22 protein-coding genes are annotated in these 23,666 nt (G+C 56.5%); 19 read left to right on the top strand and 3 right to left on the bottom strand.

The features are described from left to right. Positions 1 to 599: 599 nt before the first annotated feature. On the top strand, positions 600 to 1,832 hold the full coding sequence (locus tag ASG47_RS19780; protein WP_156464181.1) for a hypothetical protein: 1,233 nt from the start codon (positions 600 to 602) through the stop codon (positions 1,830 to 1,832). Here ASG47_RS19780 and ASG47_RS20785 read toward each other — a convergent pair. Both ASG47_RS20785 and ASG47_RS19775 read right to left on the bottom strand, forming a co-directional pair. Continuing rightward, a complete protein-coding gene (locus ASG47_RS20785; RefSeq protein WP_156464180.1) occupies positions 1,780 to 2,514 on the bottom strand; it encodes a hypothetical protein in 735 nt (244 codons plus the stop codon). The two genes, ASG47_RS19780 and ASG47_RS20785, sit on opposite strands and share 53 nt — an antisense overlap. A gap of 418 nt (positions 2,515 to 2,932) precedes the next feature. Then, complete coding sequence (locus tag ASG47_RS19775) at positions 2,933 to 4,249, bottom strand: N-acetyl sugar amidotransferase (protein WP_061911972.1); 1,317 nt, start codon at positions 4,247 to 4,249, stop codon at positions 2,933 to 2,935. Between the two features lie 283 nt (positions 4,250 to 4,532). On the opposite strand from ASG47_RS19775, the gene ASG47_RS19770 reads away from it, so the two are divergent. Genes ASG47_RS19770 through ASG47_RS19685 form a run of 18 tightly spaced genes read left to right on the top strand, consistent with a single transcriptional unit; the run spans position 4,533 to position 23,013 of the window. Further along, the gene (locus tag ASG47_RS19770; protein ID WP_061911971.1) at positions 4,533 to 5,567 is read left to right on the top strand and encodes an MraY family glycosyltransferase; all 1,035 of its coding nucleotides are present in this window, start codon (positions 4,533 to 4,535) and stop codon (positions 5,565 to 5,567) included. A 7-nt stretch (positions 5,568 to 5,574) separates the two neighbouring features. Then, positions 5,575 to 7,482: a nucleoside-diphosphate sugar epimerase/dehydratase gene (locus tag ASG47_RS19765; RefSeq protein ID WP_244487145.1), complete on the top strand. Its 1,908-nt coding sequence runs from the start codon at positions 5,575 to 5,577 to the stop codon at positions 7,480 to 7,482. A gap of 31 nt (positions 7,483 to 7,513) precedes the next feature. After that, positions 7,514 to 8,572, top strand: coding sequence for a Gfo/Idh/MocA family protein (locus tag ASG47_RS19760; RefSeq protein ID WP_061911969.1), 1,059 nt, complete (start codon positions 7,514 to 7,516; stop codon positions 8,570 to 8,572). Continuing rightward, entirely contained in the window at positions 8,572 to 9,039 is a 468-nt protein-coding gene (locus ASG47_RS19755; RefSeq protein WP_061911968.1) for an acyltransferase, read from the top strand. The genes ASG47_RS19760 and ASG47_RS19755 overlap by 1 nt, the downstream gene beginning before the upstream one ends. After that, positions 9,032 to 10,132, top strand: coding sequence for a DegT/DnrJ/EryC1/StrS family aminotransferase (locus ASG47_RS19750; RefSeq protein ID WP_200940988.1), 1,101 nt, complete (start codon positions 9,032 to 9,034; stop codon positions 10,130 to 10,132). Before ASG47_RS19755 ends, ASG47_RS19750 begins: the two co-directional genes overlap by 8 nt. Beyond that, positions 10,129 to 11,406 (top strand): lipopolysaccharide biosynthesis protein, encoded by a 1,278-nt coding sequence (locus ASG47_RS19745; protein ID WP_061911966.1) that lies wholly within the window; start codon positions 10,129 to 10,131, stop codon positions 11,404 to 11,406. The genes ASG47_RS19750 and ASG47_RS19745 overlap by 4 nt, the downstream gene beginning before the upstream one ends. Continuing rightward, entirely contained in the window at positions 11,403 to 12,839 is a 1,437-nt protein-coding gene (locus ASG47_RS19740; protein ID WP_156464179.1) for a hypothetical protein, read from the top strand. Before ASG47_RS19745 ends, ASG47_RS19740 begins: the two co-directional genes overlap by 4 nt. Then, positions 12,839 to 13,456: an imidazole glycerol phosphate synthase subunit HisH gene (gene hisH, locus ASG47_RS19735; protein WP_061911964.1), complete on the top strand. Its 618-nt coding sequence runs from the start codon at positions 12,839 to 12,841 to the stop codon at positions 13,454 to 13,456. The genes ASG47_RS19740 and hisH (ASG47_RS19735) overlap by 1 nt, the downstream gene beginning before the upstream one ends. Further along, the gene (locus tag ASG47_RS19730) at positions 13,420 to 14,214 is read left to right on the top strand and encodes an AglZ/HisF2 family acetamidino modification protein (RefSeq protein WP_244487144.1); all 795 of its coding nucleotides are present in this window, start codon (positions 13,420 to 13,422) and stop codon (positions 14,212 to 14,214) included. The genes hisH (ASG47_RS19735) and ASG47_RS19730 overlap by 37 nt, the downstream gene beginning before the upstream one ends. Positions 14,215 to 14,240: 26 nt before the next feature. After that, complete coding sequence (locus ASG47_RS19725) at positions 14,241 to 15,350, top strand: N-acetyl sugar amidotransferase (RefSeq protein ID WP_082511875.1); 1,110 nt, start codon at positions 14,241 to 14,243, stop codon at positions 15,348 to 15,350. An 11-nt stretch (positions 15,351 to 15,361) separates the two neighbouring features. Next, complete coding sequence (locus ASG47_RS19720; RefSeq protein WP_061911963.1) at positions 15,362 to 16,567, top strand: glycosyltransferase; 1,206 nt, start codon at positions 15,362 to 15,364, stop codon at positions 16,565 to 16,567. A gap of 6 nt (positions 16,568 to 16,573) precedes the next feature. After that, positions 16,574 to 17,410: an imidazole glycerol phosphate synthase subunit HisF gene (hisF, locus tag ASG47_RS19715; protein ID WP_244487143.1), complete on the top strand. Its 837-nt coding sequence runs from the start codon at positions 16,574 to 16,576 to the stop codon at positions 17,408 to 17,410. Beyond that, positions 17,410 to 18,057 carry an imidazole glycerol phosphate synthase subunit HisH gene (gene hisH / locus ASG47_RS19710; protein ID WP_061911961.1) on the top strand — a complete coding sequence of 216 codons (648 nt, stop codon included), beginning with the start codon at positions 17,410 to 17,412 and terminating at the stop codon, positions 18,055 to 18,057. Before hisF ends, hisH (ASG47_RS19710) begins: the two co-directional genes overlap by 1 nt. Next, entirely contained in the window at positions 18,057 to 18,776 is a 720-nt protein-coding gene (locus tag ASG47_RS19705) for a cytidylyltransferase domain-containing protein (RefSeq protein WP_061911960.1), read from the top strand. Before hisH (ASG47_RS19710) ends, ASG47_RS19705 begins: the two co-directional genes overlap by 1 nt. Further along, entirely contained in the window at positions 18,761 to 19,792 is a 1,032-nt protein-coding gene (gene neuB / locus ASG47_RS19700) for an N-acetylneuraminate synthase (protein ID WP_061911959.1), read from the top strand. The genes ASG47_RS19705 and neuB overlap by 16 nt, the downstream gene beginning before the upstream one ends. Continuing rightward, on the top strand, positions 19,789 to 20,931 hold the full coding sequence (gene neuC, locus ASG47_RS19695) for a UDP-N-acetylglucosamine 2-epimerase (protein WP_061911958.1): 1,143 nt from the start codon (positions 19,789 to 19,791) through the stop codon (positions 20,929 to 20,931). The genes neuB and neuC overlap by 4 nt, the downstream gene beginning before the upstream one ends. Continuing rightward, complete coding sequence (locus ASG47_RS19690) at positions 20,921 to 21,556, top strand: acetyltransferase (RefSeq protein WP_061911957.1); 636 nt, start codon at positions 20,921 to 20,923, stop codon at positions 21,554 to 21,556. The genes neuC and ASG47_RS19690 overlap by 11 nt, the downstream gene beginning before the upstream one ends. Next, positions 21,553 to 23,013 carry an aminotransferase class I/II-fold pyridoxal phosphate-dependent enzyme gene (locus ASG47_RS19685; RefSeq protein WP_061911956.1) on the top strand — a complete coding sequence of 487 codons (1,461 nt, stop codon included), beginning with the start codon at positions 21,553 to 21,555 and terminating at the stop codon, positions 23,011 to 23,013. Before ASG47_RS19690 ends, ASG47_RS19685 begins: the two co-directional genes overlap by 4 nt. Positions 23,014 to 23,061: 48 nt before the next feature. On the opposite strand, the gene ASG47_RS19680 is transcribed toward ASG47_RS19685, so the two are convergent. Next, entirely contained in the window at positions 23,062 to 23,538 is a 477-nt protein-coding gene (locus tag ASG47_RS19680) for a UDP binding domain-containing protein (RefSeq protein WP_061911955.1), read from the bottom strand. Positions 23,539 to 23,666 lie beyond the last annotated feature (128 nt).

The following is a 23,666-nucleotide window of genomic DNA, read 5'->3' as shown; positions in this document are numbered from 1 at the left end:
TTTGATTCCATTTTCGATTAGCTAGCTTATGCCATGGAGTCTCGGGCGCTGTGCGCTCCTGACAATTGCAACACTTTGGCTGGCGATATGAAGTGTCCAGCACTCGAAAATGCACTTGTTCGATCAGTACGAGACCACAATGAAGCAGGCACTGATGAGCCTGGGCCCCTTAGGTTCCGCTCAAGTGGGCGGTGGCTTCAGCCACGGTTTCAGGCTATACAACAATATCCGGCCATTTCTAGGTTATTACGTCTACAGCTACGTGCTGCACGATATGCCCACATATGATGCAGCCGTGGCCAGTAAGCTTGAAGGGTCACCGTACACTATTCGATCCAGATCGAAGTGGACGACATGGTCATCGACGAAATGGCCAACCTTGGCTTCGTTTTGGATCGGATCATCCTAGACAGTAGTCCACGCGGAGTGGGACGGGTGACCCTGTTTCGGTGGCTAGCCCCCTAGTCGAGCACCTTCAATGGCTGTGTTAATTTGTGAAATTCCGTTAGAATCACGTAGTTACGAATTGCCCAACGAAATGTCGTAGGGAACGCTAAGTAACCCGCATTCGCTGCGGGTACACGATGCAGGAGTTCTTTTTGTCAGATCAGGCCAGATACCCGACGACGTTCTCGCCAACGTTCATCCTGCCGCTTCTTGTAGTCATTGGCGCTTTCAATGTTGTCTTGCGCGTACCAGACACTAGCGTGTCGGGCTTTTACGTCTCTGCACCCTTCGTAATTTCATGGATTTGGTCGACATCGGCCGAAGCACGAGCAAGAGCAATTGGTGTCGGTCTGATTATTGGCTATGGTTGGGTGGTTGGCCTAACCTACGGCACCCCGCTACGGGATATGGCAAGCCAAACGGTATTTTACTTTTTGGCCCTCACAATGGTGGAGTTGCTCCTTAGCTGGAAAAGAAACTCCGCCTCCTTCGAACAAGATGCCGAACGACTGATGGACGTTCTTGCAGCCGCAGCGCTCTTGATCTTCGTATTGCAGATGCTGTTCGATTTCGATGTGCCGGGGACTTGGGGCTATCGGCAATACGGATACGGCACGGCTTATTTCTACACGCCAAATGACCTTGCGCTTTTTTTGAGTGCGTATCTCATCCTTGTCTTGTTCGGTGAAAAACCTCTTGCCAGCAAGGTAGTGATAGCATTCAGCGTTCTTCTGATTAATGTGGTGAATGACGCTAGGGCTGCGCTGCTCGTGTGCGTCATAGCACCGTTTACTGCAATGGCGATGCCGTTCCTTGTGCGACGTTTCGCGTATCCGGTGCTCGTATTCGTAGCTGGAGGTGTTTTTTTGGCAGGAGCTGGCCTTGCCGGGGCAGTTTTCTTTTCAATCGATGACGCAGAGTCAGCACTTGAAGCATTCGGACGTGTGACAAATCTCGATCCATTTTTGCTGCCTGGATCAGTTTTCAACAGAACCGATGCCTTGATCTTCAACCTGATAGAAATGGGCAAATCGTGGTGGCTTGGAATGGGACCTGGCGGCACAGTGCATGTTCTCACAATGCCACAGTATGATGCGATGACGGCACAAAGTCTGCACAACGCCATCGCTGAGCTGGTCTTTGATCTTGGGCCGGCCTTTTACATACCGTTTGCTGCGGTATTTGCCCTAATGCTGACGCGCTATCTGCTTGCTGAGCGCCTTGAGCCAGCTGAACTGGGACGTTTCACATTCCTGCTCTGCCTACCGTTGCTGAGCATCATTCAATCATCCGGATACATCTCGAACTATGCCTTCTGGGCGGCAGCCGTGCTCACTTTTGTGCGAACCGGGCGAAAGGAAACGATGCCTTCCGAGCTGAGTTGAAGCGGTCCATAGATGCAGGATTTGCGGCAAATATTCGCCAGCGCCACAGAGAAAAATTCAGTACATAAACGAGGACCGCAGCTGCAATTGCGGCCATTAAGGCGCCACGTACCGGACTAGCCGAAACGCGCTCAACATGTATCTCCAAATCTTCTGCGCCGTTGCTTGCACTCACTTTAGCAGATTCGATTGACAGCTTTTCGTTTTGAAGGGTTCGTAACAGTCCGTTGAGGCGTATGATGGCGTTTACACGCTCCGTTATTCCGCCTTGGCTTGCTATCTGTCTATCAAGTCCTTGTACGATTTTGTCGCGCAGATCTTGGTAGATTAAAGTCTCCCTATCGATAGCGGCCCCGACCGACGTCAATCCCTCAGGAAGGTCTGATTTCAGGCGTGCCAACTCAGCCTTCACGGCGCTTATGGCTGCGTCCGCGGTTTGCGCCTCCATAACAATAACCGACCCTGCCCCAGATGCGAGCGGGGGCAATGGTGCGACACTTGCTCCTGGTACATTGACTGCATGTTGAATGGCTGCTTCTGCCCTAAACGAGGGTGGCGTGCTCGCCATGAGAAGGTAAGTTCCAGCGGCAGCTACGATCGGCAATATCAACAGAAATGGCGCCCCCCCAGCGGCGACCGCCAACAGGTCCGAGGGCGAGATGCGTTCGTTGGGGGAGGACATCGCACGCTCCATTCGGCGCTATTCGTAAGTTTCCGGAAGAATTCGCGTCCTTTATCAGAGCGGTTTCAAGCTTGCACGAGCAAAAGTGACTTATCACCTTCGATCGTGAATGGATTGGAACGGCACCTACGCACTCGCTGCAGGGCTGTTGGGTGCTCGTCACGTTCATTATGCTGTGATTGTTGACTTTGGCATCAGGTCGACGACAAGCAAGGGCCCCCTGCCCTTCTAGGCGCGCAATTGCCCTCCTATCGTTATGGTAGTTGCTTAAAACGCTGTGGTGCGGAGTCTATACCCCAAATATCACGCGCCCGAAAACCAGGCCCACCAATCTTGGTGGGCCTCCGAATGCAGATTTAGCCCATTCGTCGGTGGGCTAATTCAACGATGCCGGTCTAGACCCAGAAACGCGCGTTTCTCAGGTTGCCCAGACAGGATGACGCAGCGACCATCGATCGTCGCTCCACTGCCAAAGATGAGGGGATCGGAAATTGTCAGTGAGTTTACGGAAGTATTCGCTGTCCAAAATCGGCTGCTCAAACATCTTGCTTGCTTCGGGGAATTCGTTCTCTGGGATGCTCAGATAGGCGAATATCTCCTCGGCAAAACGCGTCGGAAATTCGTGATCAAAGCGCTTTACGAGTGCGACGCCTTCGTCACGGTCAATCTCGCCCGATCGGATTTCCTGTGCCGCGTCATAAGAGGCACGGCCGATGCCAAACTTTGTACCCGTCGTGTAGTAGTGAAAATCATCGATGCGATCGTCGATAGAATTGTATTTGGAATAGGTACCCGGCGTGCGCTCGGGCGACGCTTCAAAGCCACCATGCTCCACGGCATAGTAGTAGGCGCCCTGTGGGTGCCACCTCTTGTAGTAGCCAAGGTAGTGAACTTCCACGCCCAGCTGTTCGATGTGATCGGGATTTGCAGGCAGATAGGGCAGCAAATCCTGCTGCTCCACGCCGAAATGGCCCTTCAAATCGGCCACGGAGACGCCACCGAGATAAACCTGAGACTGATCTTTCGCGGTAAAATACGACCAATCGCGCTTGGCGGTCTCTGTGTCGCCGATCGGGTTGCCGTATTCTGCTTCGTTTTCGCCGTAGAAGACCAGAGGAATTTTATGCAGCAGTGCCATCTTTGGCGCCAAGGATTTCTGACCAAACATGAAGGCCTGAAAAGGATGGAACAGAAGGTCGACAGCCAGTCGCGTCAGGAGACGATGTACCCGGCCATTTGGCGTCATCAGCAGATTATCGTGACCTGCGTGAATCCAGCGCTGGAAATTGCGCCAGCCCCACTCCGTATATACATGCGGCGCCCAGGTCACCGTCAGCGGATGCATACCATAAACTGTGCGCAAGATATGGGACGCGTAGAAGCTATCCTTGCCGCCTGAACCTGGAACGATGCAGTCATAGCTACCGTCTTTACTCCGGTGTCGGTCGCACAGTTCGCGCAACTGGCGATCGCGATCTTCCCAGTCGATGCCAGACTGCTTGCGCTCTGCGAAGCGGCAGGCGTCGCAAATGCCTTCTTCGTCAAAATGAATCGTGGTCTTCTTCGAATTTTTGGTGTGCGAGTACTCGACGGCCGAGTTGGGTCGCTGGTTGGAGATAACGCAGCGCTTGCAGAATTGAACCTTTTCCGGAAGGCCATATTTTGCAGTCAAGGGCGTCGCGCCAGGAGTAAAAAGGCTCTTGTCAATTTCCTGCGGTGCTGGGATGCGATCCATGCTGCTGGCTCCTGCTGGTGGGTTGTGGCCTTCTTCCACGAGTTTGAGTCTAGGCGCAAGACCGCTGCGCGCCCGCGCCGCGCGGTCTATCGCGATATTTTCAGCTGAACTTACCGCTGGGCGCCAAAACCAGCGCGTTGTGCCATTAGGCCGCTGAGAAGGTCTTTGTGACTGCATGGTGGATAGAGTACCAAATTTGCACTGCCTGTTGCCGCATTGCTCTTGCAAATCACAGCCTATCGCGCTCTTTGCGCCAATATGAACTATCGGTGTCAGAGACGTTATGCCCGCTAGCAACTTGTATCTAGTGATGGCGCTGTGCTTCATTGCTACTGCAGCCATCGCAGAGTTGACGCGCAAAAATGCCATGCGGCTTGGTCTTGTTCAGGTCCCGAACGAGCGCTCGTCGCATTCCGTACCGACGCCAAGCGGCGGTGGGCTCGCTATCGTTCTAGTGAGTTGTTGTGCTGGGCTGTTTGTCAGTTCTGGACTTTTCGGAATTGTCCTCGTCTGTGCCCTTGTGGGACTACTTGGGTTTCTTGACGACCGACTGAACCTGCCAGCCAAACTAAGGCTAATTGTGCATTTTTGCCTAACCAGCGCTGTTGTTTCCATACTGTTCTTCGGCATGACGCTCGACCACGGGCTGACTGTGTACGCCTGGGTGCTCGCGCCCTTAATTGTGATCGCGGGCGTGTGGTGGATCAACCTTTTCAATTTCATGGATGGGATAGATGGCCTTGCTTCTTCCCAAGCAATCTTTATGACAGCGGCCTCATTCTCTCTCGCATCAGGCAACGTGTCGGCGTCGGGACTAGAGAGCTTCCTACTCCTCGATCTTGTGGTGCTAGCCTGCGCCAGTGGTTTCCTTGTGCTGAACTGGCCACCCGCGCGGATATTCATGGGTGATGCTGGAAGCAACTTCTTGGCGATGGCCATATTTTGCATTTTTCTGGGGCTAATTGCTGCTGGGCGGCTCGACATGCCTGCAGCTCTCATTCTTTCGGCTTTATTCGTATGCGATGCCACGATGACGCTTCTTACGCGGATTCTGCGGGGCGAGAGTGGGTTCAAGGCTCACCGCACGCATGCCTACCAGAAGCTGTCCCGGCTTCCAGGGGGGCATCGGCGCACCACACTGATCTATCTTGCAATTAACCTGTGCTGGATCTATCCACTGGCTTACTTGGCGCAGACGTTCGACAATTGGGGGTGGGGCCTTTTCGCTGCCGCATGTATTCCAATTGTCATCTTATGCATTTTAGTCGGGGCGGGCCTTGTAGACACCTCCCCTTCCAGGAAAATACTTCATGAATAGTTCGGTAATGGGCGCCATTGGCGATCTTCCTCGGCCATGGAAGCGCGTTATTCTGATCGGGTTTGACGTCACGGCGCTATCTTTGGCGCTGTGGGCAAGTTTTGCTATGCGATACGGGTCGTGGTCCCCACCCAACACAGTCGATCAGTTCGTTATCATCGCCAGTGCGCCGCTTGTCGCCCTTCCCATATTCATTCGGCTCGGTCTCTACCGAGCAGTTATTCGTTACCTGCCCGAACGGGCGCTATGGACGATTGTCCAGGCGACGACCCTTGCTGCTGTGTGCTGGGTCGTAATGGTGTTTCTGTCAGAAATGGCTGGGCGAGGTGTCGTGCCCCGGTCTGTCCCACTTCTTTACTGGGCCATTTCTACAATGCTGATCGGTGGCAGCCGGTTCATAGCAAAAAAGGTCCTATGGAGTTCGACCGGTTCAGAAATAAAAAAGCGGCCAGTCGTTATTTTCGGGGCTGGTGAATCCGGAGCTCAACTCGTCAATTCCCTGCGTCGCCAAGGTGTCCATCGCGTCGTGGCATTCATAGACGATGACGCATCTTTGCAAGGTAGAGATGTCGCTGGCGTCCGCGTTTTCAGCCGCGCGAGCATGTCGCATCTAGCGTCTCATTACGGCGTGCAAGACGTTATTCTCTCGGTTCCCTCCCTGACAGCAAATAGCCGTCAGGAAATTGTATCGAGCTTTGTTCAGTACGGCGTGAAGCTGCGGACCGTCCCACCCATTTCCGACCTGGTGTCGGGCAAGTACTCCATCAGCCACATTCGCGAAATAGACATCGACGAATTGCTTGGCCGCTCATCCGTACCATCCGAGCCGGCGCTGCTGCGAGCGATGATCGAGGGCAAGACGATCATGGTGACCGGTGCGGGTGGCTCTATTGGTTCGGAGCTATGCCGCTTGATCGCCAATTGGGGGCCGCAGCGCTTGGTATTGTTCGAGGCCAATGAATTTGCCCTCTACAATATCGATCGGGAGTTGGCTGGCGATGCGGACCTGTCCGTGGTGCCAGTGCTCGGTTCGGTAGGCGATCGTGATGTGGTGAAAGACGCGATAACGCGTCACCACGTAGATGTGCTGTTCCATGCCGCCGCCCACAAGCACGTCCCTCTTGTCGAAGCAAATGTTCTCGAGGGTATCCGGAACAATGTGTTCGGCAGCAAAATGGTCGCCGACATCGCTTTCGATCTAGGCGTCAAAAGCTTCGTCCTTATCTCCTCCGACAAGGCCGTGCGGCCCACGAACGTCATGGGCGCAACTAAGCGCTGGGCCGAACTCATCGTCGAGCAAAAAGCGTCCGAAGCAGTGGCGAAGGGAACTGGCCAGCGGTTTTCCGCCGTGCGTTTTGGCAATGTTCTAGGCTCCAATGGCTCCGTCGTACCACTCTTTAAGGAGCAGATTCGCCGCGGCGGGCCATTGACGCTGACAGACGAAACTATGACGCGCTATTTCATGTCGATCCATGAAGCCGCAGAACTGATCGTCCAGGCCGGCGCCTTGTCGAGAGGCGGAGACATCTTTCTGCTCGATATGGGTGAGCCTGTGCTGATAAGCAGCCTTGCGGAGAACATGATCAGACTTGCTGGCCTGAAGGTGCGCGATGCGGCCAATCCCGACGGGGATATCGAAATTGTCGTGACAGGCAAGCGGCCGGGCGAGAAGCTGTTCGAGGAACTCTTCTACGATCAGGCAAATGCGGAGATGACGACCCATCCCAAGATCATGCGTGCGCCGGGTTTCGAAGCCGGGTTGCAGGAGATTGGTCACGCCATGGAGCGCCTGACCGCAGCACTCGCTGATCGCGACGAAAGTGCTGCTCGTGGCATCTTGTTTGGTCTCATCCAGGAAGACGGCACCTCCGCTGTTTCCGAAGGCGGCGCGCCTGTCGTCGAGAAGGCCCATTAAATCAACTTGGCTTTTGGCCTTAGGAGAACCAATGCTTCGTTTTGCACTGATGGGATGCGGACGCATCGCCAAGCGGCACTCCGAGTTGCTCGGATATAAGCAGATCGAAGGGGCGACACTTGCGTGCGTTTGCGATCTCGATATTGAGAAGGCGCGGACGATCGGTGAAAAGTTCGGCGTGCCATACTATACAGATGTCCATCAGATGATGGCCGAACAGCAGCCTGACGTGGTGACGATCCTGACGGAAAGCGGTCGTCATGCGGAGCATGTCATAGCGCTCGCCCCCTACCGAAAGCATCTCATCGTCGAAAAGCCGATGGCCTTGACCGTCGCTGACGCCGACAAAATGATCGCCGCCTGCAAAGCCGCCAATATCCGGCTGTTCGTGGTCAAGCAGAACCGCTTCAATGTGCCCGTTACCAAGCTGCGTGAAGCGCTGGAAGCAGGACGCTTCGGCAAGCTCGTCATGGGAACCGTTAGGGTGCGCTGGTCCCGCGATCAGTCCTATTACGCTCAGGATAATTGGCGCGGGACCTGGCGGTTTGACGGTGGCGTGCTGACCAACCAGGCAAGCCATCATGTGGACCTGCTTGAGTGGATGATGGGGCCTGTTCGAAGTGTCTTCGCCAAGACCTCGACCGCCCTAGTGGATATCGAGGCAGAAGATACGGCAGTCGTTGTGCTCGAGTTCATGAATGGTGCACTTGGTATCATCGAGGCGACGACAGCTGTCAGACCGAAGGACCTTGAGGGCTCCATCTCGCTTCTCGGCGAACGCGGGGCGGTAGAAATTGGCGGCTTTGCCGTCAACAAGCTGAAAGTCTGGAACTTTCTGGACGCAGGGCCGAGCGATGCCGATGTTATAGAAACCCACTCGGTTAATCCGCCCAATGTGTATGGGTTCGGCCACCAAGCTTATTATGAGCATGTGGTCGATGCCATCAGCAATGACCGGCAATATGTCATCGACGGCGAAGCTGGACGTCGCAGCCTGCAGTTGATCAATGCAATTTATGAATCCGTCGAAACCGGTAAGCCGGTTGAAGTCGGTTCGTCGGACCATGTCACCAGGCTGGGGCGCGACTGATGGCAATCGAGTTGCGGCAGGTTGGACTGAAGAACGTTACGGCCGGTGAGCGTGTCGTCGTCGTTGAGCCGTCCAATGTCTATGGCTGCAGCCTGGGTAACGATGTCTTCGTCGGTCCCTTCGTCGAGATTCAGAAATCCGTTACCATCGGCGCTCGGACGCGCGTCCAGTCCCACAGTTTTATCTGCGAATTCGTCGATATCGGTTGCGACTGCTTTGTTGGACACGGCGTCATGTTTATCAATGACCTGTTTGCCAAGGGCGGTCCTGCGCGCGGCGATAAGACCTTGTGGAAGTCTACCCGAATTGGGGACAGGGTCTCCATCGGCAGCAACGCAACAATCCTGCCGGTGCGCATCTGCGATGATGTTGTCATTGGCGCCGGTGCGACCGTGACGCGCGATATCGACCAACCAGGCATTTACGTCGGCAATCCGGCGCGTTTTTTGAGGAAAATTGATGATTAAGTTCCTGGACCTGAATGCCCAGTACAATTCCATCAAGACGGAAATTGACAGCGCGATAGCCGATGTCATCGCTCAGTCCGCCTTTATCGGTGGCAAATATGTCGCGCAGTTCGAGGCTGATTTTGCTGCATGGGTGGACGCTGAGCATTGCATCGGAGTTGGAAATGGCACCGATGCCATCGAGATTGCCATAGAGGCACTCGACCTGCCCCCTGGTTCGGAAATCATCGTCCCCGCAAATAGCTTCATCGCCAGTTCGGAAGCCGTATCACGCGCCGGGCATGTGGTTGTATTCGCCGATGTTGATCCTGGCTGCTACACCATCAGCCCCGAGAGCGTGCGCCAGAAGATAACGGATCGAACCAAGGCCATCATGGCGGTTCATCTCTATGGGCATCCTTGCGACATGGCAGAACTGGCCAAGATCGCAAACGAGCACGATTTGCGGATCATCGAAGACTGTGCGCAGGCTCATGGCGCCCAATTTGACGGGAAGAAGGTTGGCACCATCGGCGACGTTGCAACCTTCAGCTTCTATCCCGGCAAGAATCTTGGCGCCTATGGCGATGCAGGAGCCATCACCACGGGCAGCGCGGAACTGGCAAAGCGCCTCCGCATGATTGCCAATCATGGTCGTATCGCAAAATACAACCACGAGTTCGAGGGGCGCAATTCACGGCTTGATGGTCTCCAAGCCGCAATCCTCAGCGCCAAACTCAAGCACTTGGACGACTGGACCAACCACCGTATCGCCGTAGCGGACCGATACATTGCTCGACTTGCCGGCATTGGTGACCTCGTGACACCGGTTCGCATGAATTGGGCACGGCAGGTTTATCATCTGTTTGTGGTGCGGACTGCGAAGCGTGATGAACTCGCGGAATTCCTGGCCAAGCGCAATATTCAGACCGGCGTGCACTATCCCATCGCCCTGCCGCGCCTTGTTGCCTATCAGAACCACGCGCAAGCTGAGGAGGACATGTTCGCTACCCGAACGTCCGATCAGCTGTTGAGCCTACCGATAGGGGAACATCTCGGTTCCGATGATGTAGACGCGGTCTGCCAGGCGATCGGGGAATTCTTCGAGCAATGAAATTTGCTCGGGCGCTCATTGGTTCTGCCCTGATTTACGCTACGACCACCGGCATAGCGGCAGGTTTGCCGCTTTTGCTGATGCCATTGCTGACGCGCGCCATGACTCCTACCGAATATGGTCTCGTTGGCATGTTCAGCGTGCTGGTCACAGCACTGGGCGCGTTGACCGGCCTGAGTGTTCATGGTGCTGTCGGCATGCGTTATTTCGAAAGGGATAGTCTGGACTTCCCGCGCTATGTGACCAGCAGCCTCGTTATCCTGGCCTGCAGCACCGCCGCAGTTCTGCTTCTGGTTGTTCTGTTCAGCCCATTGATAGAGCGCGCCACCGGCCTGCCCCTGACCATTCTTATCGTCGCCATGGCTATGTCCTGTGCGCTCTTTATTATCCAGATAAGACTGGCAATCTGGCAGTCGGCCAAACAGGCTTGGAGTTTCGGCACCTTCCGGTTGCAACAGTCCGGCCTCGACTTGGGACTTTCCTTGCTTTTGGTCTTGGGTCTAGGTCTTGCTTGGCATGGACGAGTCTTCGGAATGGTTGCCGCGGCAGTCATTCTGGCGGGGATAGCTGTGATTAGCCTCAAGCGTGCCGGACTGTTGGCGTCGCAGCCGAGCCGAGACTACGTGCGAAACGCGCTCCATTTTGGCCTGCCTCTCGTGCCCCATGCGATTGGCGGCATGCTCTTGACGATGAGCGATCGAGTGATGATTTCGTCGCTTATCGGCAGCGCCGAAACGGGCGTCTACATGGTTGCCGTGCAGATGGGAATGGCGATTGGCTTGCTGACTGATGCAATGAACCGCGCCTTGGCCCCTTGGCTCATCGAAGCGCTGAAGCAGAAGGACAAGACCCGCGATGCCGCCATTGTTCGCCTCAGTTATCTCTATGGTCTACTGCTTTTGGTCGGCGCACTGTTCGCCGCCTTGGCCGCCCCTCTGCTGACATCCGTTATCGCTGGTCCGGAATTCCAGGCTGCGGCGCCGTTGATTGGCTGGATCGCGCTCGGCTATTGCTTCGGCGGCATGTACCTGATGGTCGTGAACTACATTTTTTTTGCCAGCAAGACTGCTTGGCTGGCCGGACTGACATTGTCCGTGGGCCTTATAAATGCCGGCCTGTCCTATCTTCTCCTCTCCACCAATGGCCTTGTTGGCGCGGCACAGGCCTTTGCAGCGTCGCAATTCGTTCTGTTTGTATCGACTTGGGCGCTCGCCCATAAGGTTCACCCAATGCCTTGGCTACCTAGGTTCCGGGCCGGAAGGGCCGCAGCGTGACCACCGGCACACTTAGCGATCTATTGGTGATAGAGGCCGACCCGGAACTATGGGGCTACGTTTGCCCCGTTTCTGGCGTGCCGTACTGGCAGCTCATTCGCACACACCTGTTCCGCGTTATCATGTCGGACAAATATTACGCCCAGCCCATCGTGCCATCCTCAGCCGTGGCTGCGCCTAAGTCGCGAATGCTGAACACCGCTGTCCGCTCGCTGATCAATAACATGCGCGTCGGATTCCCGAAGGCCCCGGTGACGGTGATGGCCACGGCGGTTGGCATGATCCATTCAGATGGCGGCTGGATGAACCGGCTTGCGGATCACTTCGTGCGGGCCAATCCAAGCGCGACACTGCTGATCGAGGACCAGTTTCAATGGAATTGGCGGGCTCCAAGGGTCGTGTCGCCCATACGCTATCATATGCCGCTACAGGCAACAGCGGTGCTAAGGTCCCGGCTTGCCCCCCGCGCCGAATTTCAAGAGATTGCAAAGAGCGTGCTCGCAATAGCTGCCAAGCGTTCCGAGGACCTGCTCGGCTATGCTCTAGATGGCGAGCGTCTGAGTTTGCTGGAGCGACGGCTTGCTGCCCGAGCAAGCGAGTTGCCGCATCTCTATACCGCCTACATCGGCATGCTCAGGCGTCTGGGTACCAAAATTCTGCTCAAGGAAGAAGCTTGCTATGCTGGTGGCGCCACCGTGATGGCGGCGGCCAACCATTTGAACATCGTCACCGCTGAGTATCAGCACGGCCTTATCTCCCGCGGACACGACGCCTACAATTTCAGTCCGGACGTGCTCGATCTACCTGCGCTCCGTCACTGCCTGCCGCGCTATCTCCTGACCTATGGAGATTGGTGGAATCAGCAGATGTGCCTGCCTGTAGAGCGCGTTACGGTAGGCAATCCACACCGCAGCTATGCATTGGAGGGCCTTGAGCCCGAAGGCTCGCGCAGCGATGTCGTGCTTTTCTTGGGTGATGGCCTAGATACAACGGCGAGCCTTAAGATGGCGGCCACCTTGGCGAAAGCCGTATCTCCTGCCGGACTGCGTCTGATTTTTCGACCGCACCCGCTTGAGCGGCAGCAGATCAGCAAGATGGTGATCGCTGAAACTATCGCTATCGATCAGGTGCCCGATATCAGTGCATCCATGGCTGGTGTGGCAGCAGTGATCGGGGAAACGTCCACCGGCTTGTTCGAGGCTGCAGGGTTGGCGAAGCGCGTCTTTGTATGGGATACGCCCAAGTCGCAATTTGCGTTGGGAGAGCATCTTTTCGAGACTTTCACGACGGCGGAAGAGCTGGCGGCAAAGTTAGGCCAACCTTCGTCCCGCCTCGGCTCGGCGGCCGATAAGCTTTGGGCGCCGAATTGGCAGATGAATTATGCTAGATTTCTGCGCGACCATGGGGTGAGCAGTGGTGATGGTGGTAGCTGATGATCACGGTTATTGACTCAGGTGTGAGCAATCTTGGCTCGATGCAGAATATGCTCAAGCGCCTTTCAATTCCTTTCAAGGTTGCCGGTACGCCGCAGGATATCGAGGATGCAGCCAGCATCATATTGCCCGGCGTCGGTGCTTTTGATGCCGGTATGCGTAATCTGCATGCTCGCGGGCTCGTCGACATCCTGACGCACAAGGCGCTGGTCGAAAAGGTGCCGGTCATGGGTGTGTGCCTCGGCATGCAACTGATGACGCAGGGCAGCGAAGAGGGACAGCAGCCCGGCCTTGGCTGGGTGCCGGCTAAAGCGATACGGTTCCAGCCGACCACCAGCGAGCAGCGTGTTCCATTCATGGGCTGGAATGAAGTCACGCCGACCAAGCTCGATGCCATGACAACCCACATGCGGCCTGACACGCGCTTTTACTTCGTGCACTCCTATCATGTCGTATGCGACGATCCCTCGGACATACTACTCACAGCGCCATTTGGCGCGACGCCTTACACGGCCGCGTACCGGCGTGGAAATCTGGTTGGGATGCAGTTTCATCCTGAAAAGAGCCACAAGTTCGGCATGTGGCTACTCAGGAATTTCTCGGAAATGACTGCCTGATGTTGCCTCGTGTCATACCCACCCTGCTTCTGCGGGGCACCGGTCTGGTCAAGACCACCCAGTTCAAGGATCCCAAATATGTGGGTGATCCGATCAACGCCATTCGGATCTTCAACGACAAGGAAGTCGATGAACTCATCTTGCTCGACATCACTCGGTCGGGCGAGGGAGCAGGGCCTGCATTCGAGGTCATTCGTGATGCGGCAAGTGAGTGCTTCATGCCGCTTGCCTATGGGGGGGGCATCTCCTCTCTCCATGATATCGAGAAGATACTGTCCATCGGCGTCGAAAAGGTGGTGTTGAATACCGCCGCCGTTGCCAACATGTCGCTGATCAGCGAAGCGGCACGGACCTTCGGCAGTCAGGCCATCGTTGTGTCGATCGATGCGCGCAAGAAACTACTTGGTGGCTATGAGGTTGTCGGAAACCGTGGACAGAAGCGAACCGGCATGGACCCTGTGAGCTTTGCCCGTGCCTGTGACGAGGCCGGTGCGGGAGAGATCATGCTGACCAGCGTCGAGCGGGACGGAACCCTCCAGGGCTATGATCACGATCTTATCAGCCGGGTTTCCAAAGGTCTGAAGGTGCCGCTCATTGCATCGGGTGGTGCCAAGGACCTACCGGATATGGTCTCGGCAATACGCAATTCCGGAGCATCGGCCGTTGCAGCCGGCGCGTTTTTCGTGTTCCAAGGCAAACATCGAGCTGTGTTGATCAGCTATCCCTCTCCCAGCGACCTGCGCAAGGCATTCGTTTGAGCATGTCAAATATGAGTTTCGCCGCCATGACGGATAGTACGACGGTGTGTGTGCGCTGTGTCATGGACACGACTGACCCTGACATCACCTTCGATGAGCATGGCATCTGCCATCACTGCCGCGGGCATGAAGAGAAGGTTGCATCGATTCCAGCTCAGCGTCCCGACGCGTCGGAGCAGCTTGCAGAAGTGGTTCGTGGGATCAAGGCCCGCGCATCCGGGGAATATGACTGCATTGTTGGCCTCAGCGGCGGCGTGGACAGTTCATATGTAGCCTATCAGGCCGTTAAGTTGGGCCTGAAGCCGCTCGCTGTGCATTTCGACAATGGCTGGAATTCTGAGCTGGCGGTCGAGAATATCGAGCGTATCGTCAAGCATCTTGGTCTCGACCTCATGACTTTCGTCATCGACTGGGATGAGTTCCGCGATATTCAGCGCTCGTACTTCAAAGCCGATGTGATCGATATCGAGATGGTGACCGACCATGCCATTTTCGCATCCATGTTCGACATCGCCAACAAACATGGGATCAAAACGATCCTGTCGGGCACCAATGCTGCGACAGAGTCGATCATGCCGAAGAGCTGGCAGCACTTCAAATTCGATCTGCTGAACCTGAAATCGATCCACAAACGCTTTGGAACGATGCCGATCAAACACTATCCAACGATCAGCATCTGGCGCATGGCCTGGCAGAACTATGTGCGCAAGACCAGTTCGGTAAGCATTCTCAATTATCTACCCTACAGCAAGTCAGGCGCGATCGAAACGCTGCAGACCGAGCTGGGCTGGCGATATTATGGCGGCAAGCACTACGAGTCGGTGTTCACCAAATTCTACCAAGCCCATATCCTACCCACCAAATTCAATGTGGACAAGCGGCGGATCCATCTCTCCGATCTCATTATGAATGGAGAAGTAACGCGTGACGAAGCCTTGGCTGAGCTTGCGGGTTCTCCCTACCCCGCCGAAGCACTCGTGCACGACACAGAATATGTGTGCAAGAAGCTGGGCTTCTCGCAGCAGGAGTTCGCGGAATATCTGAGCCGGCCACCGGTAAGCCATTTCGCTTATCCGTCCTATGCCAAATTGGCGCAAAGGCTGGTGGCAATCTACAAGCGTCGCCGGTATCGCTGAAGGAGCACCGGGTGACTCAGGCCATTGCTCTGATCTACGAGACAATGCCGCCTTCGAGCGGCGGCGGCAGCGCACCGCGCGGTGATGCATTCGTGCGCGCCCTTGTCGCCGAGGGAGCATTTGGTCCTGTCACTGTTTACTGTGCCACGGCCGAGCCCACGCCCATCGATGGTGTCGAGCTGATATCTGTCGGCAATCAGTCGGCGGGAAATCAACGCTTGCTCGCACGCCTCGGCGGCGAATTGCTTCTTGGCCTGCGCCTGGCCATCAAGGCATTCGGGCGCGATCGAGATGTATTCTGGCTCGTTTCTACGCCGAGCTATCTGGCTATGCTGGTCGTCGTTTTCGCTCTGAAGCTGCGTGGTATTCGCTACGCGCTAGACGTTCGCGACATCTATCCGCAGGCCTACATTGCCGCCGGGCTGGTCAAGCCCGGAGGTTTTCTTGCCAGGATTTTCACGGGGCTTTCCCGGCGGGCTTATGCCGGCGCAACCGTGATCATCGCAGCAACTGAGGGCCTCACTAAGACGCTGCGCCTCCAAGGCGTTCAGGTGCCAGTTCATACCATCATCAACGGCTATTCGCGCGGCCGTGAGAGCGTAGCGCCGGACCTACACCAGCGCTTCACCGTGTGCTTCCATGGCGTCCTCGGCTATTTTCAGGACAATGCCTCTCTATTGGCCGTCGGTCGACAACTTGCAGCCCACGACATCGACCTTGTCGTGATCGGCTACGGACGCGACGCCGGCTTGTTCGAAAATGTGGACGTGCCGAATATCCGTTTTCTCGGCCGCCTGTCGCAGGAGCGCACAATCGAGGAAGTGGCACGGTGCCATGTCGGAATTTCCTTGCGCAAGGACGAGGAAATATCCGCGGACTCCTTCCCGGTGAAGGTTTGGGAATATCTTGGGCTGGGCATGCCGACCCTTGTCGCGCCGCGGAGTGATGCGGGCGATTTCGTCAGCCATCACGGCTGTGGCTATAATCTTGCCGCTGGCGATATCGATGCTGCCGTCGCCCACATCGTTGCCCTGCGAGATGATCTTGCGCTCTATCGTTCCATGCAGCAAAGCGCCCTGACGGCTGTCGCTCCTTATTCCAGAGCGCGCCAAGCGGGCGTTATGGCGCAGCTTCTTGCCGACGCGGCCACGGGAAGAGCAACCATGGATGAGACACCCGCGTCATTAGTGGCGGGAAATATTCCTCCTCAGACCTGATCGCACGTGAGCGTTTGGCAATTCGCTCGTTCTGTGCCAATTCAGAAAACAAGAATTTACACCAACCGGTATAACGGCAGACAATTGAGCAATGTGAGAATCATTCCCCGGCTGGATATCAAGGGCAAGAACCTGATCAAGGGAGTTCGGCTGGAAGGTCTCCGCGTAATTGGGGACCCACAAGCCTATGCCCTAAAGTACTATCAGGATGGCGCCGACGAACTGATTTATATGGATGTCGTTGCCAGCCTTTATGGTCGCAACAATCTCTCCGACATCATTTCGCGTGCGGCTGACCAGATCTTTATCCCCATTACTGTCGGGGGCGGCATCCGTTCGGTCGAAAATGCTCAGCATATCCTGCGCTCGGGGGGTGATAAAGTTGCTATCAATACCGCAGCCGTCTCCAATCCTCAGCTTATCTCCGATGTGGCTCGGCACTTCGGCTCTCAGGCCATGGTGCTCTCGATCGAAGCCAAGTCGACCAGCCCGGGACATTGGGAGGTTTATACGGACAATGGGCGTGAGCGCACGGGACTGGACGTCGTGAGCTGGGCGCAGCAGGGTGTTTCGCTTGGCGCGGGCGAAATCCTGCTCACCTCCATTGATATGGAGGGCACAGCGAAGGGGTTCGATCTTGACCTTATCCGCTCTGTTCGCAAGGCAGTCAAAGTGCCCATTATTGCGAGCGGCGGCATGGGTAACATGGCTCATTTCAAGGCGGCCGCGAACAACGATGTCGACGCAATTGCCGCAGCACATGTTCTGCATTACGAACACCTGACAGTCTCCGAAATACGCAAATCAGCTGTCGAAGCCGGCATCCAAGTGAGAACCGTGTAATGGCTGCGATTACTCTCCTCGATTACGGCATGTGCAACATGCTCAATGTTGCACGCGCATTCCAACATGTCGGCGCGCAATTGACGATCACGGAAGATCCTGCCCAGGCACGGAGCGCAGAGCGGCTTGTCGTCCCGGGTGTCGGCGCATTCTCCAATAGCATGCACGAGCTCAATCGCCGCGGCCACTCAGACGCGATCAGGGATTTCGTCGCTACGGGTCGGCCCATGCTGGGCATCTGCGTAGGCATGCAGATGTTGTTCGAGGGCAGCGAAGAGTTTGGCGACACGAACGGGTTGGGACTGCTAACCGGTTGGGTTCGGGCTGTCCCTGATCAGACGGTGGATGGCCAACCGCAACGCGTGCCCCATATCGGTTGGGACAAACTTTTTGTGCCTGAACACACGAACCGCTCGTGGGCGGGAACGCTTCTTGAGCCATTGGCCCAAATCGATCCTGCTGTCTATTTCGTCCACTCGTTCTGCGCCGTTCCTGCGGATAAAGCCGACATTCTTGCCGAATGCGACTATGGGGGGCACAGGCTCTGCGCCGCAGTCGCCCGCGACAATATCGTGGCAACCCAGTTTCACCCGGAGCGAAGCGGCGAAATAGGGCTGCGCGCGCTCCGCCACTTCGTCGAGATGTAATGTCGACGCTGGCAATAATCCCTGCTCGCGCTGGCTCCAAGCGCGTGCCCGACAAAAATCTACGGCTGTTTCTTGGAACGCCACTGATCGCATGGACAATCCGCTTTGCACGCGGCGCGGGCTTGTTCGACAAGATCGTCGTATCAACGGATTCCCAGCGTATTGCTGGGGTTGCGCGCGACGAGGGTATCGACGTCCCCTGGTTAAGGCCGCCCGAACTTTCCAGCGACACAGCAGGGTCGGTGGAGATGGCGCTGCACACAATCGCGCAGGAAGAACAGGCCGGGCATCGCTACGATAGAATCGCCCTGCTGCAGCCCACCTCGCCAATCCGCAAGCTTGAACGATGGCGCGAGGCCCTTGACCGAATAGAGCATGGCGGTGTTCCAGCCGCAGTGGGCATTGCACCAGCTGCGAGCCACCCGTTCCATGTCTATACGCTGGAGAACGGCGCCAGGATGAAAGCCTATATCGATGGCGATCGAAACCAGACGCGGCTCCGCACGCAAGATCTGCCACCTGCCTATGCCATTGCCGGCAACCTTTATGTGATCCGCACCGAGACGCTTATTGCGGAGAAAACCTTCTTCCCGGCCGAAACCGCCGGTATTGTCTGCGATGATCCGTGTGAAGCACTCGACATCGACACGATCGCCGACTGGATAGCCGCCGAAACCCTTGCAGCATTTTACGAGCACCACACATGGCCACTTTCATAATCGCGGAAGCCGGGGTCAACCATAACGGCGACCCAGAAAAAGCACTCCGGCTGGTGGACATCGCTGCCGATGCTGGCGCCGATGCCGTAAAGTTCCAGACCTTTACCGCCGACAAATTGGCGCGGCGCGGCGCGGCGAAGGCTGAGTATCAGGTCAAGGCCACCGGCGATGGCGACCAGTACGACATGCTCAAAGCTCTGGAAATGTCAGAGGAGCTTCATCATCGATTAGTGGAACGAAGTGCCGAGCGCGGGATCGAATTCATGTCGACCGCCTTCGACGAGGAAGCGCTGGATATGCTTGTTGCCGCCGGCATCAGGCGTATCAAGGTTCCCTCGGGCGAACTGACCAATATTCCATTCCTGCGCTATATGGCGCAAAAGGATCTGCCGCTTATCGTATCCACCGGCATGGCTTCGCTCGCTGAAGTGCAGGAGGCTGTGAACGCGATCGCAGACGAACGCAGCCGACTGGGCCTGCATGGCGCATTGGCGGATATCGTAACCATCCTCCATTGCACATCCAACTATCCAGCTGCGGCCGAAGACGTCAATTTGCGAGCCATGATCACTATCCAGCGAGAAACTGGTCTGCCGATCGGGTATTCCGATCACACGCTGGGAATTGCAATGCCGACAGCCGCGGTTGCCATGGGTGCCCGCGTCATCGAAAAGCATTTTACGCTCGACAAAACCATGTCTGGCCCCGATCACGCAGCATCGCTCGAGCCCGCGGAACTCACGGCAATGGTCCGGGATATCCGCGCCATAGAAACTGCCATGGGCGATGGCATCAAGGCACCAACGGCTGCGGAACTGCCGGTCCGGGCATTGGTGCGGCGAAGCGTTACCGTCATAAGTGATGTGCCCAAGGGGTCTGCGCTCACCAGTGACGTTGTCAGACTGATGCGTCCCGGTAATGGCATCGAACCAAAAGACCTCGGAAAGGTCGTTGGGCGCGTAGCTGCGCGTGATCTTCCTGCTGGACACACACTGGAATGGGTTGATCTGGCATGACGTCAGTCCGCCGCATCGCCTATATTACGGGTACCCGCGCGGACTTTGGATTGATGCTGTCGACGCTGCTGAGCATAGCCGGAGAACCCGGACTTGCCCTTGATGTCATCGCGACAGGCATGCACCTGTTCCCTGATTACGGCAACACCATCGATGAAGTTCGTGCCTCAGGGCTGAACATTGCCGGCATCGTGCCCATAGAGGCGGGACCTCCGAGCGGCGGCCTGATGGCTCGAAATGTCGGTCGAATGCTGACGGGCATCACAGAACAGCTTGAGGCTAGCCGTCCTGACGTCGTTCTGGTCTTGGGCGATCGAGGAGAAATGCTGGCCGCAGCGACTGCCGCACTACACCTCAACATTCCGGTCGCACATGTTCACGGCGGAGAACTGTCCGGTACGATCGACGAGCCTATCCGCCACGCGATCTCCAAACTGTCCCATCTCCACTTCGCGGCGACGGCCGGCAGTCGAGAGCGGCTAATAAGGATGGGTGAAAACCCCGACAATATCCACATCACCGGAGCTCCCGGCCTCGACGGCCTTGTCGAGCTTGCCAGTACCGATCGCAGCGCGCTTTTTTCTGCCTCTGGCCTGGATGAGACCCGTCCGACCGCCGTGTTGCTCTACCACCCTGTGGTGCAGGAAACAGCAATTGGTGCCAAGACGATCGGCTGGATGTTGGATGCCCTGGAGCAGTCGCAACTACAGGTGCTCGCGCTCAAGCCAAACTCGGATGCCGGTGGCCAAGAAATCGGGGACGTTCTGGACCGCAGAGCGTCATCCGCGGGTGGCCCAGTTGTCATGAAACATGTTCCGCGAGCAGATTTCGTGTCTTTCGTGCGCCATGCCGATGTTCTCATTGGCAACTCAAGCAGCGGCATCATCGAAGCGGCTTCCTTCGGTACGCCCGTGGTCAATGTCGGTACTCGTCAGAACATGCGAGATCGCAATGACAATGTCATCGACACCCCCGGCGCCTCAAAGGCTCAGATCGGAGAAGCGCTCAATCTTGCACTGCGGCAAGGACGTTGGCCTTCGGTGAATATCTACGGGGACGGAAAGGCTGGACAACGCATTGTTGGCCTTCTGCGCGATGTCGACCTCCATACGCTTGGAGCAAAGGTCAATGCCTACTGAGCGCCTGACGATGATCGGGACGGGCGGCCATGCCAAGGTAGTGGTCGATGCCCTTCTGGCGCAAGGCTGGACGGCCTCGGCAATTGACTTCATGACAGAAGACGAGAGTGCGGTCGGTGGCACGTTCTTTGGGCAGCCGATCCAACGGCTGTCGTCCGAGAGCCCTGTTGATCAGCCCGTACATATCGCCATCGGCAGCAACGCGGCCCGTGGTCGTATTGCTGCATTGCTCCAGACCAGAGGCGCAGCGTTCTTCACGATCGCTCATCCGCGATCGGTCGTGTCCCACCTTAGCCGGGTCGGCGACGGCTGTTTTATTGCCGCATGCGCTGTGATAGGTCCTGATGCCGAAGTTGGCTTGGCTTGTATCGTCAACCACGGTTCGATCGTCGACCACGACTGCGTTGTAAATGATTTCGCACATCTTGCTCCCGGATCGACCCTCGGCGGTGGCGTGATCGTTCACGCCAATGTATTGGTCGGGGCCGGCGCGAACATTCTGCCACGAGTCACAATCGGTCTAAATGCAGTCGTTGGGGCCGGCTCGGTTGTTAACCGGGATGTTCCTGCCAATTCCACCTATGCTGGCGTACCCGCGCGGCAACTTCATGAGACAAGAACTTGAACGTTCAATCTATCAGCGTGAGCCGTGAAACCCAGGTACGCGAAGTCCTGGCAATCCTGAATGCGACCGGTGGCGGCATCGTCTTGCTCGTGCGTGCGGATGGAACGTTCGAACGTACTGTTACCGATGGCGATATCCGTAGACTCATGATTGACGGCAGCACCATCGAATCGTCTCTCGACGGACTGCCCAAGGCGTCGTCCATCGTCATTGACGAGAAATATACCCGCCGCGACGCCCTCTCGCTCATGAACCAGCATGTGATCAACCATCTGGTCGTCCTCGACGCGAACGGCAAAGCCATCGACGTGGTTGAACGCTCTCGCATCGACGACCAGATCCTGTTGTCCACACCGCATATGGGCGAAAGTGAACTAGATTTCGTCCAGCAGGCATTCACCACCAACTGGATTGCGCCTCTCGGACCCAATGTGGATGCCTTCGAGAACGAAGTCGTTGAATTGATCGGCAGCAAGCATGGCGTGGCGGTGAGTTCAGGCACTGCGGCCATTCATCTGTCGCTTTTGTTGCTTGGTGTCGGTCCCGAAGACACCGTCTTTTGTTCGTCGCTGACTTTCGCAGCCAGTGTGAACCCGATCGCTTACCAGGGCGCCAGGCCGGTTCTCATCGACTCCGAGCCAGACAGCTGGAACATGTCGCCAAAGGCGTTGGAGAGGGCTTTGGAGAGCGCCAAGCGCGCCGGCAAGCTGCCCAAGGCAGTGATCGTAGTCAACCTTTACGGCCAGAGTGCCGACATGGACCCGATTCAGGAGCTTTGCCGGCAGTATGGCGTGGACATAGTCGAAGACGCGGCCGAGTCCATGGGTGCCAAATACAAGGGGCGACCCTCCGGCACCTTTGGCCGCCTCGGCATTTTCTCTTTCAACGGCAACAAAATTATCACGACCTCGGGTGGCGGAATGCTCATTACCGAGGAACGCGAGTTAGCCCAGAGAGCGCGCTTCTTGGCAACGCAGGCCCGAGATCCAGCGCCACATTATCAGCATTCAACGATTGGCTACAATTACCGCATGAGCAATATCCTGGCCGGTGTTGGCCGCGGGCAATTGCGCATGCTGGACGATCGCGTCGCCGCCCGTCGAGCGGTGTTCGATCTTTATAGCGAAGGGCTTGCCGACATTGATTGGCTGGAGCTGATGCCCGAGCCTGAGTGGAGCAACTCGACACACTGGCTTACCGCGGCCACCATCCGGCCAGACGTGACCAACCGCTCTGCGTCCGATGTGATCGGCCTGCTGTCAAACGAGTTGATCGAAGCTCGGCCTGTCTGGAAACCGATGCACATGCAGCCCGTATTTGCCGACGCACAGTACTTCCCGCACGATAACGAGTCAGTTTCGACCGGGCTGTTCGAGCGTGGCTTCTGCCTGCCGTCAGGTTCCAACCTGACAAAAGAACAGGTCGAGAGAATTATCGCTGTAATCAGGAAGATGTAGCACCCTTGCCTGGAGGACTTCCAGGCAAGGCGTTTAACTATTGTAACGTCAGTTGGACCGCGCCGAACGGTGCGGTCGACCAACTGAGTAGTATTCGATACCGGCATCGGCGACCGCAGCCGGATTGTAGAGATTTCGGCCATCGACAATCAAAGGCCTTGTCAAACGGCTTTTGACAGCCGCGAAATCGATGCTGCGGAAGGCGTTCCATTCCGTGCAGATCACGAGGGCTTCTGCGCCGGCCAGTGCATCATTGGCGTTTGCTGCGTAGACAAGGTCAGGGCGGTCCCCAAATATGCGCTGCGCTTCTTCCTGAGCCTTTGGATCAAAGACCTGTACCCGCGCACCTGCTTCCCAGAGCGACTGGAGCAGGGTAAGGCTCGGAGCCTCGCGCATGTCATCGGTATTGGGCTTGAACGCCAAACCCCACACCGCGATGTTGCTGCCTGCGACACCCTCCGGCATTGCGCGTGACAGCGTATCGAACAGCCAGTTCTTTTGCTCCTGATTGACGGTAAGCGCCAAGGCGCCCCCGTCTGACGCATTGGCTTGAGTTGGATTATTTGCACGTCTGATTTGATGACGGTGTGAGTTTCTATGTCTGCTCCTATGCCCAGTGATAGAAGTTTCCAATTGCTAGAGGTGGTGCCGGG

It is taken from the genome of Devosia sp. Leaf420, assembly GCF_001425445.1.
Classification (GTDB): Bacteria; Pseudomonadota; Alphaproteobacteria; order Rhizobiales; family Devosiaceae; genus Devosia.
Note: the sequence above shows the minus strand (reverse complement) of the source record. Positions and strands in the feature narration are given on the sequence as shown.

Coding starts and splice junctions, on each gene's coding strand:
- ASG47_RS20785 (WP_156464180.1), bottom strand. CDS start 2,514: ATGTCCTCCCCCAACGAACGCATCTCGCCCTCGGACCTGTTGGCGGTC.
- ASG47_RS19775 (WP_061911972.1), bottom strand. CDS start 4,249: ATGGATCGCATCCCAGCACCGCAGGAAATTGACAAGAGCCTTTTTACT.
- ASG47_RS19770 (WP_061911971.1), top strand. CDS start 4,533: ATGCCCGCTAGCAACTTGTATCTAGTGATGGCGCTGTGCTTCATTGCT.
- ASG47_RS19765 (WP_244487145.1), top strand. CDS start 5,575: ATGGGCGCCATTGGCGATCTTCCTCGGCCATGGAAGCGCGTTATTCTG.
- ASG47_RS19760 (WP_061911969.1), top strand. CDS start 7,514: ATGCTTCGTTTTGCACTGATGGGATGCGGACGCATCGCCAAGCGGCAC.
- ASG47_RS19755 (WP_061911968.1), top strand. CDS start 8,572: ATGGCAATCGAGTTGCGGCAGGTTGGACTGAAGAACGTTACGGCCGGT.
- ASG47_RS19750 (WP_200940988.1), top strand. CDS start 9,032: ATGATTAAGTTCCTGGACCTGAATGCCCAGTACAATTCCATCAAGACG.
- ASG47_RS19745 (WP_061911966.1), top strand. CDS start 10,129: ATGAAATTTGCTCGGGCGCTCATTGGTTCTGCCCTGATTTACGCTACG.
- hisH (WP_061911964.1), top strand. CDS start 12,839: ATGATCACGGTTATTGACTCAGGTGTGAGCAATCTTGGCTCGATGCAG.
- ASG47_RS19725 (WP_082511875.1), top strand. CDS start 14,241: ATGACGGATAGTACGACGGTGTGTGTGCGCTGTGTCATGGACACGACT.
- hisH (WP_061911961.1), top strand. CDS start 17,410: ATGGCTGCGATTACTCTCCTCGATTACGGCATGTGCAACATGCTCAAT.
- ASG47_RS19705 (WP_061911960.1), top strand. CDS start 18,057: ATGTCGACGCTGGCAATAATCCCTGCTCGCGCTGGCTCCAAGCGCGTG.
- neuB (WP_061911959.1), top strand. CDS start 18,761: ATGGCCACTTTCATAATCGCGGAAGCCGGGGTCAACCATAACGGCGAC.
- neuC (WP_061911958.1), top strand. CDS start 19,789: ATGACGTCAGTCCGCCGCATCGCCTATATTACGGGTACCCGCGCGGAC.
- ASG47_RS19690 (WP_061911957.1), top strand. CDS start 20,921: ATGCCTACTGAGCGCCTGACGATGATCGGGACGGGCGGCCATGCCAAG.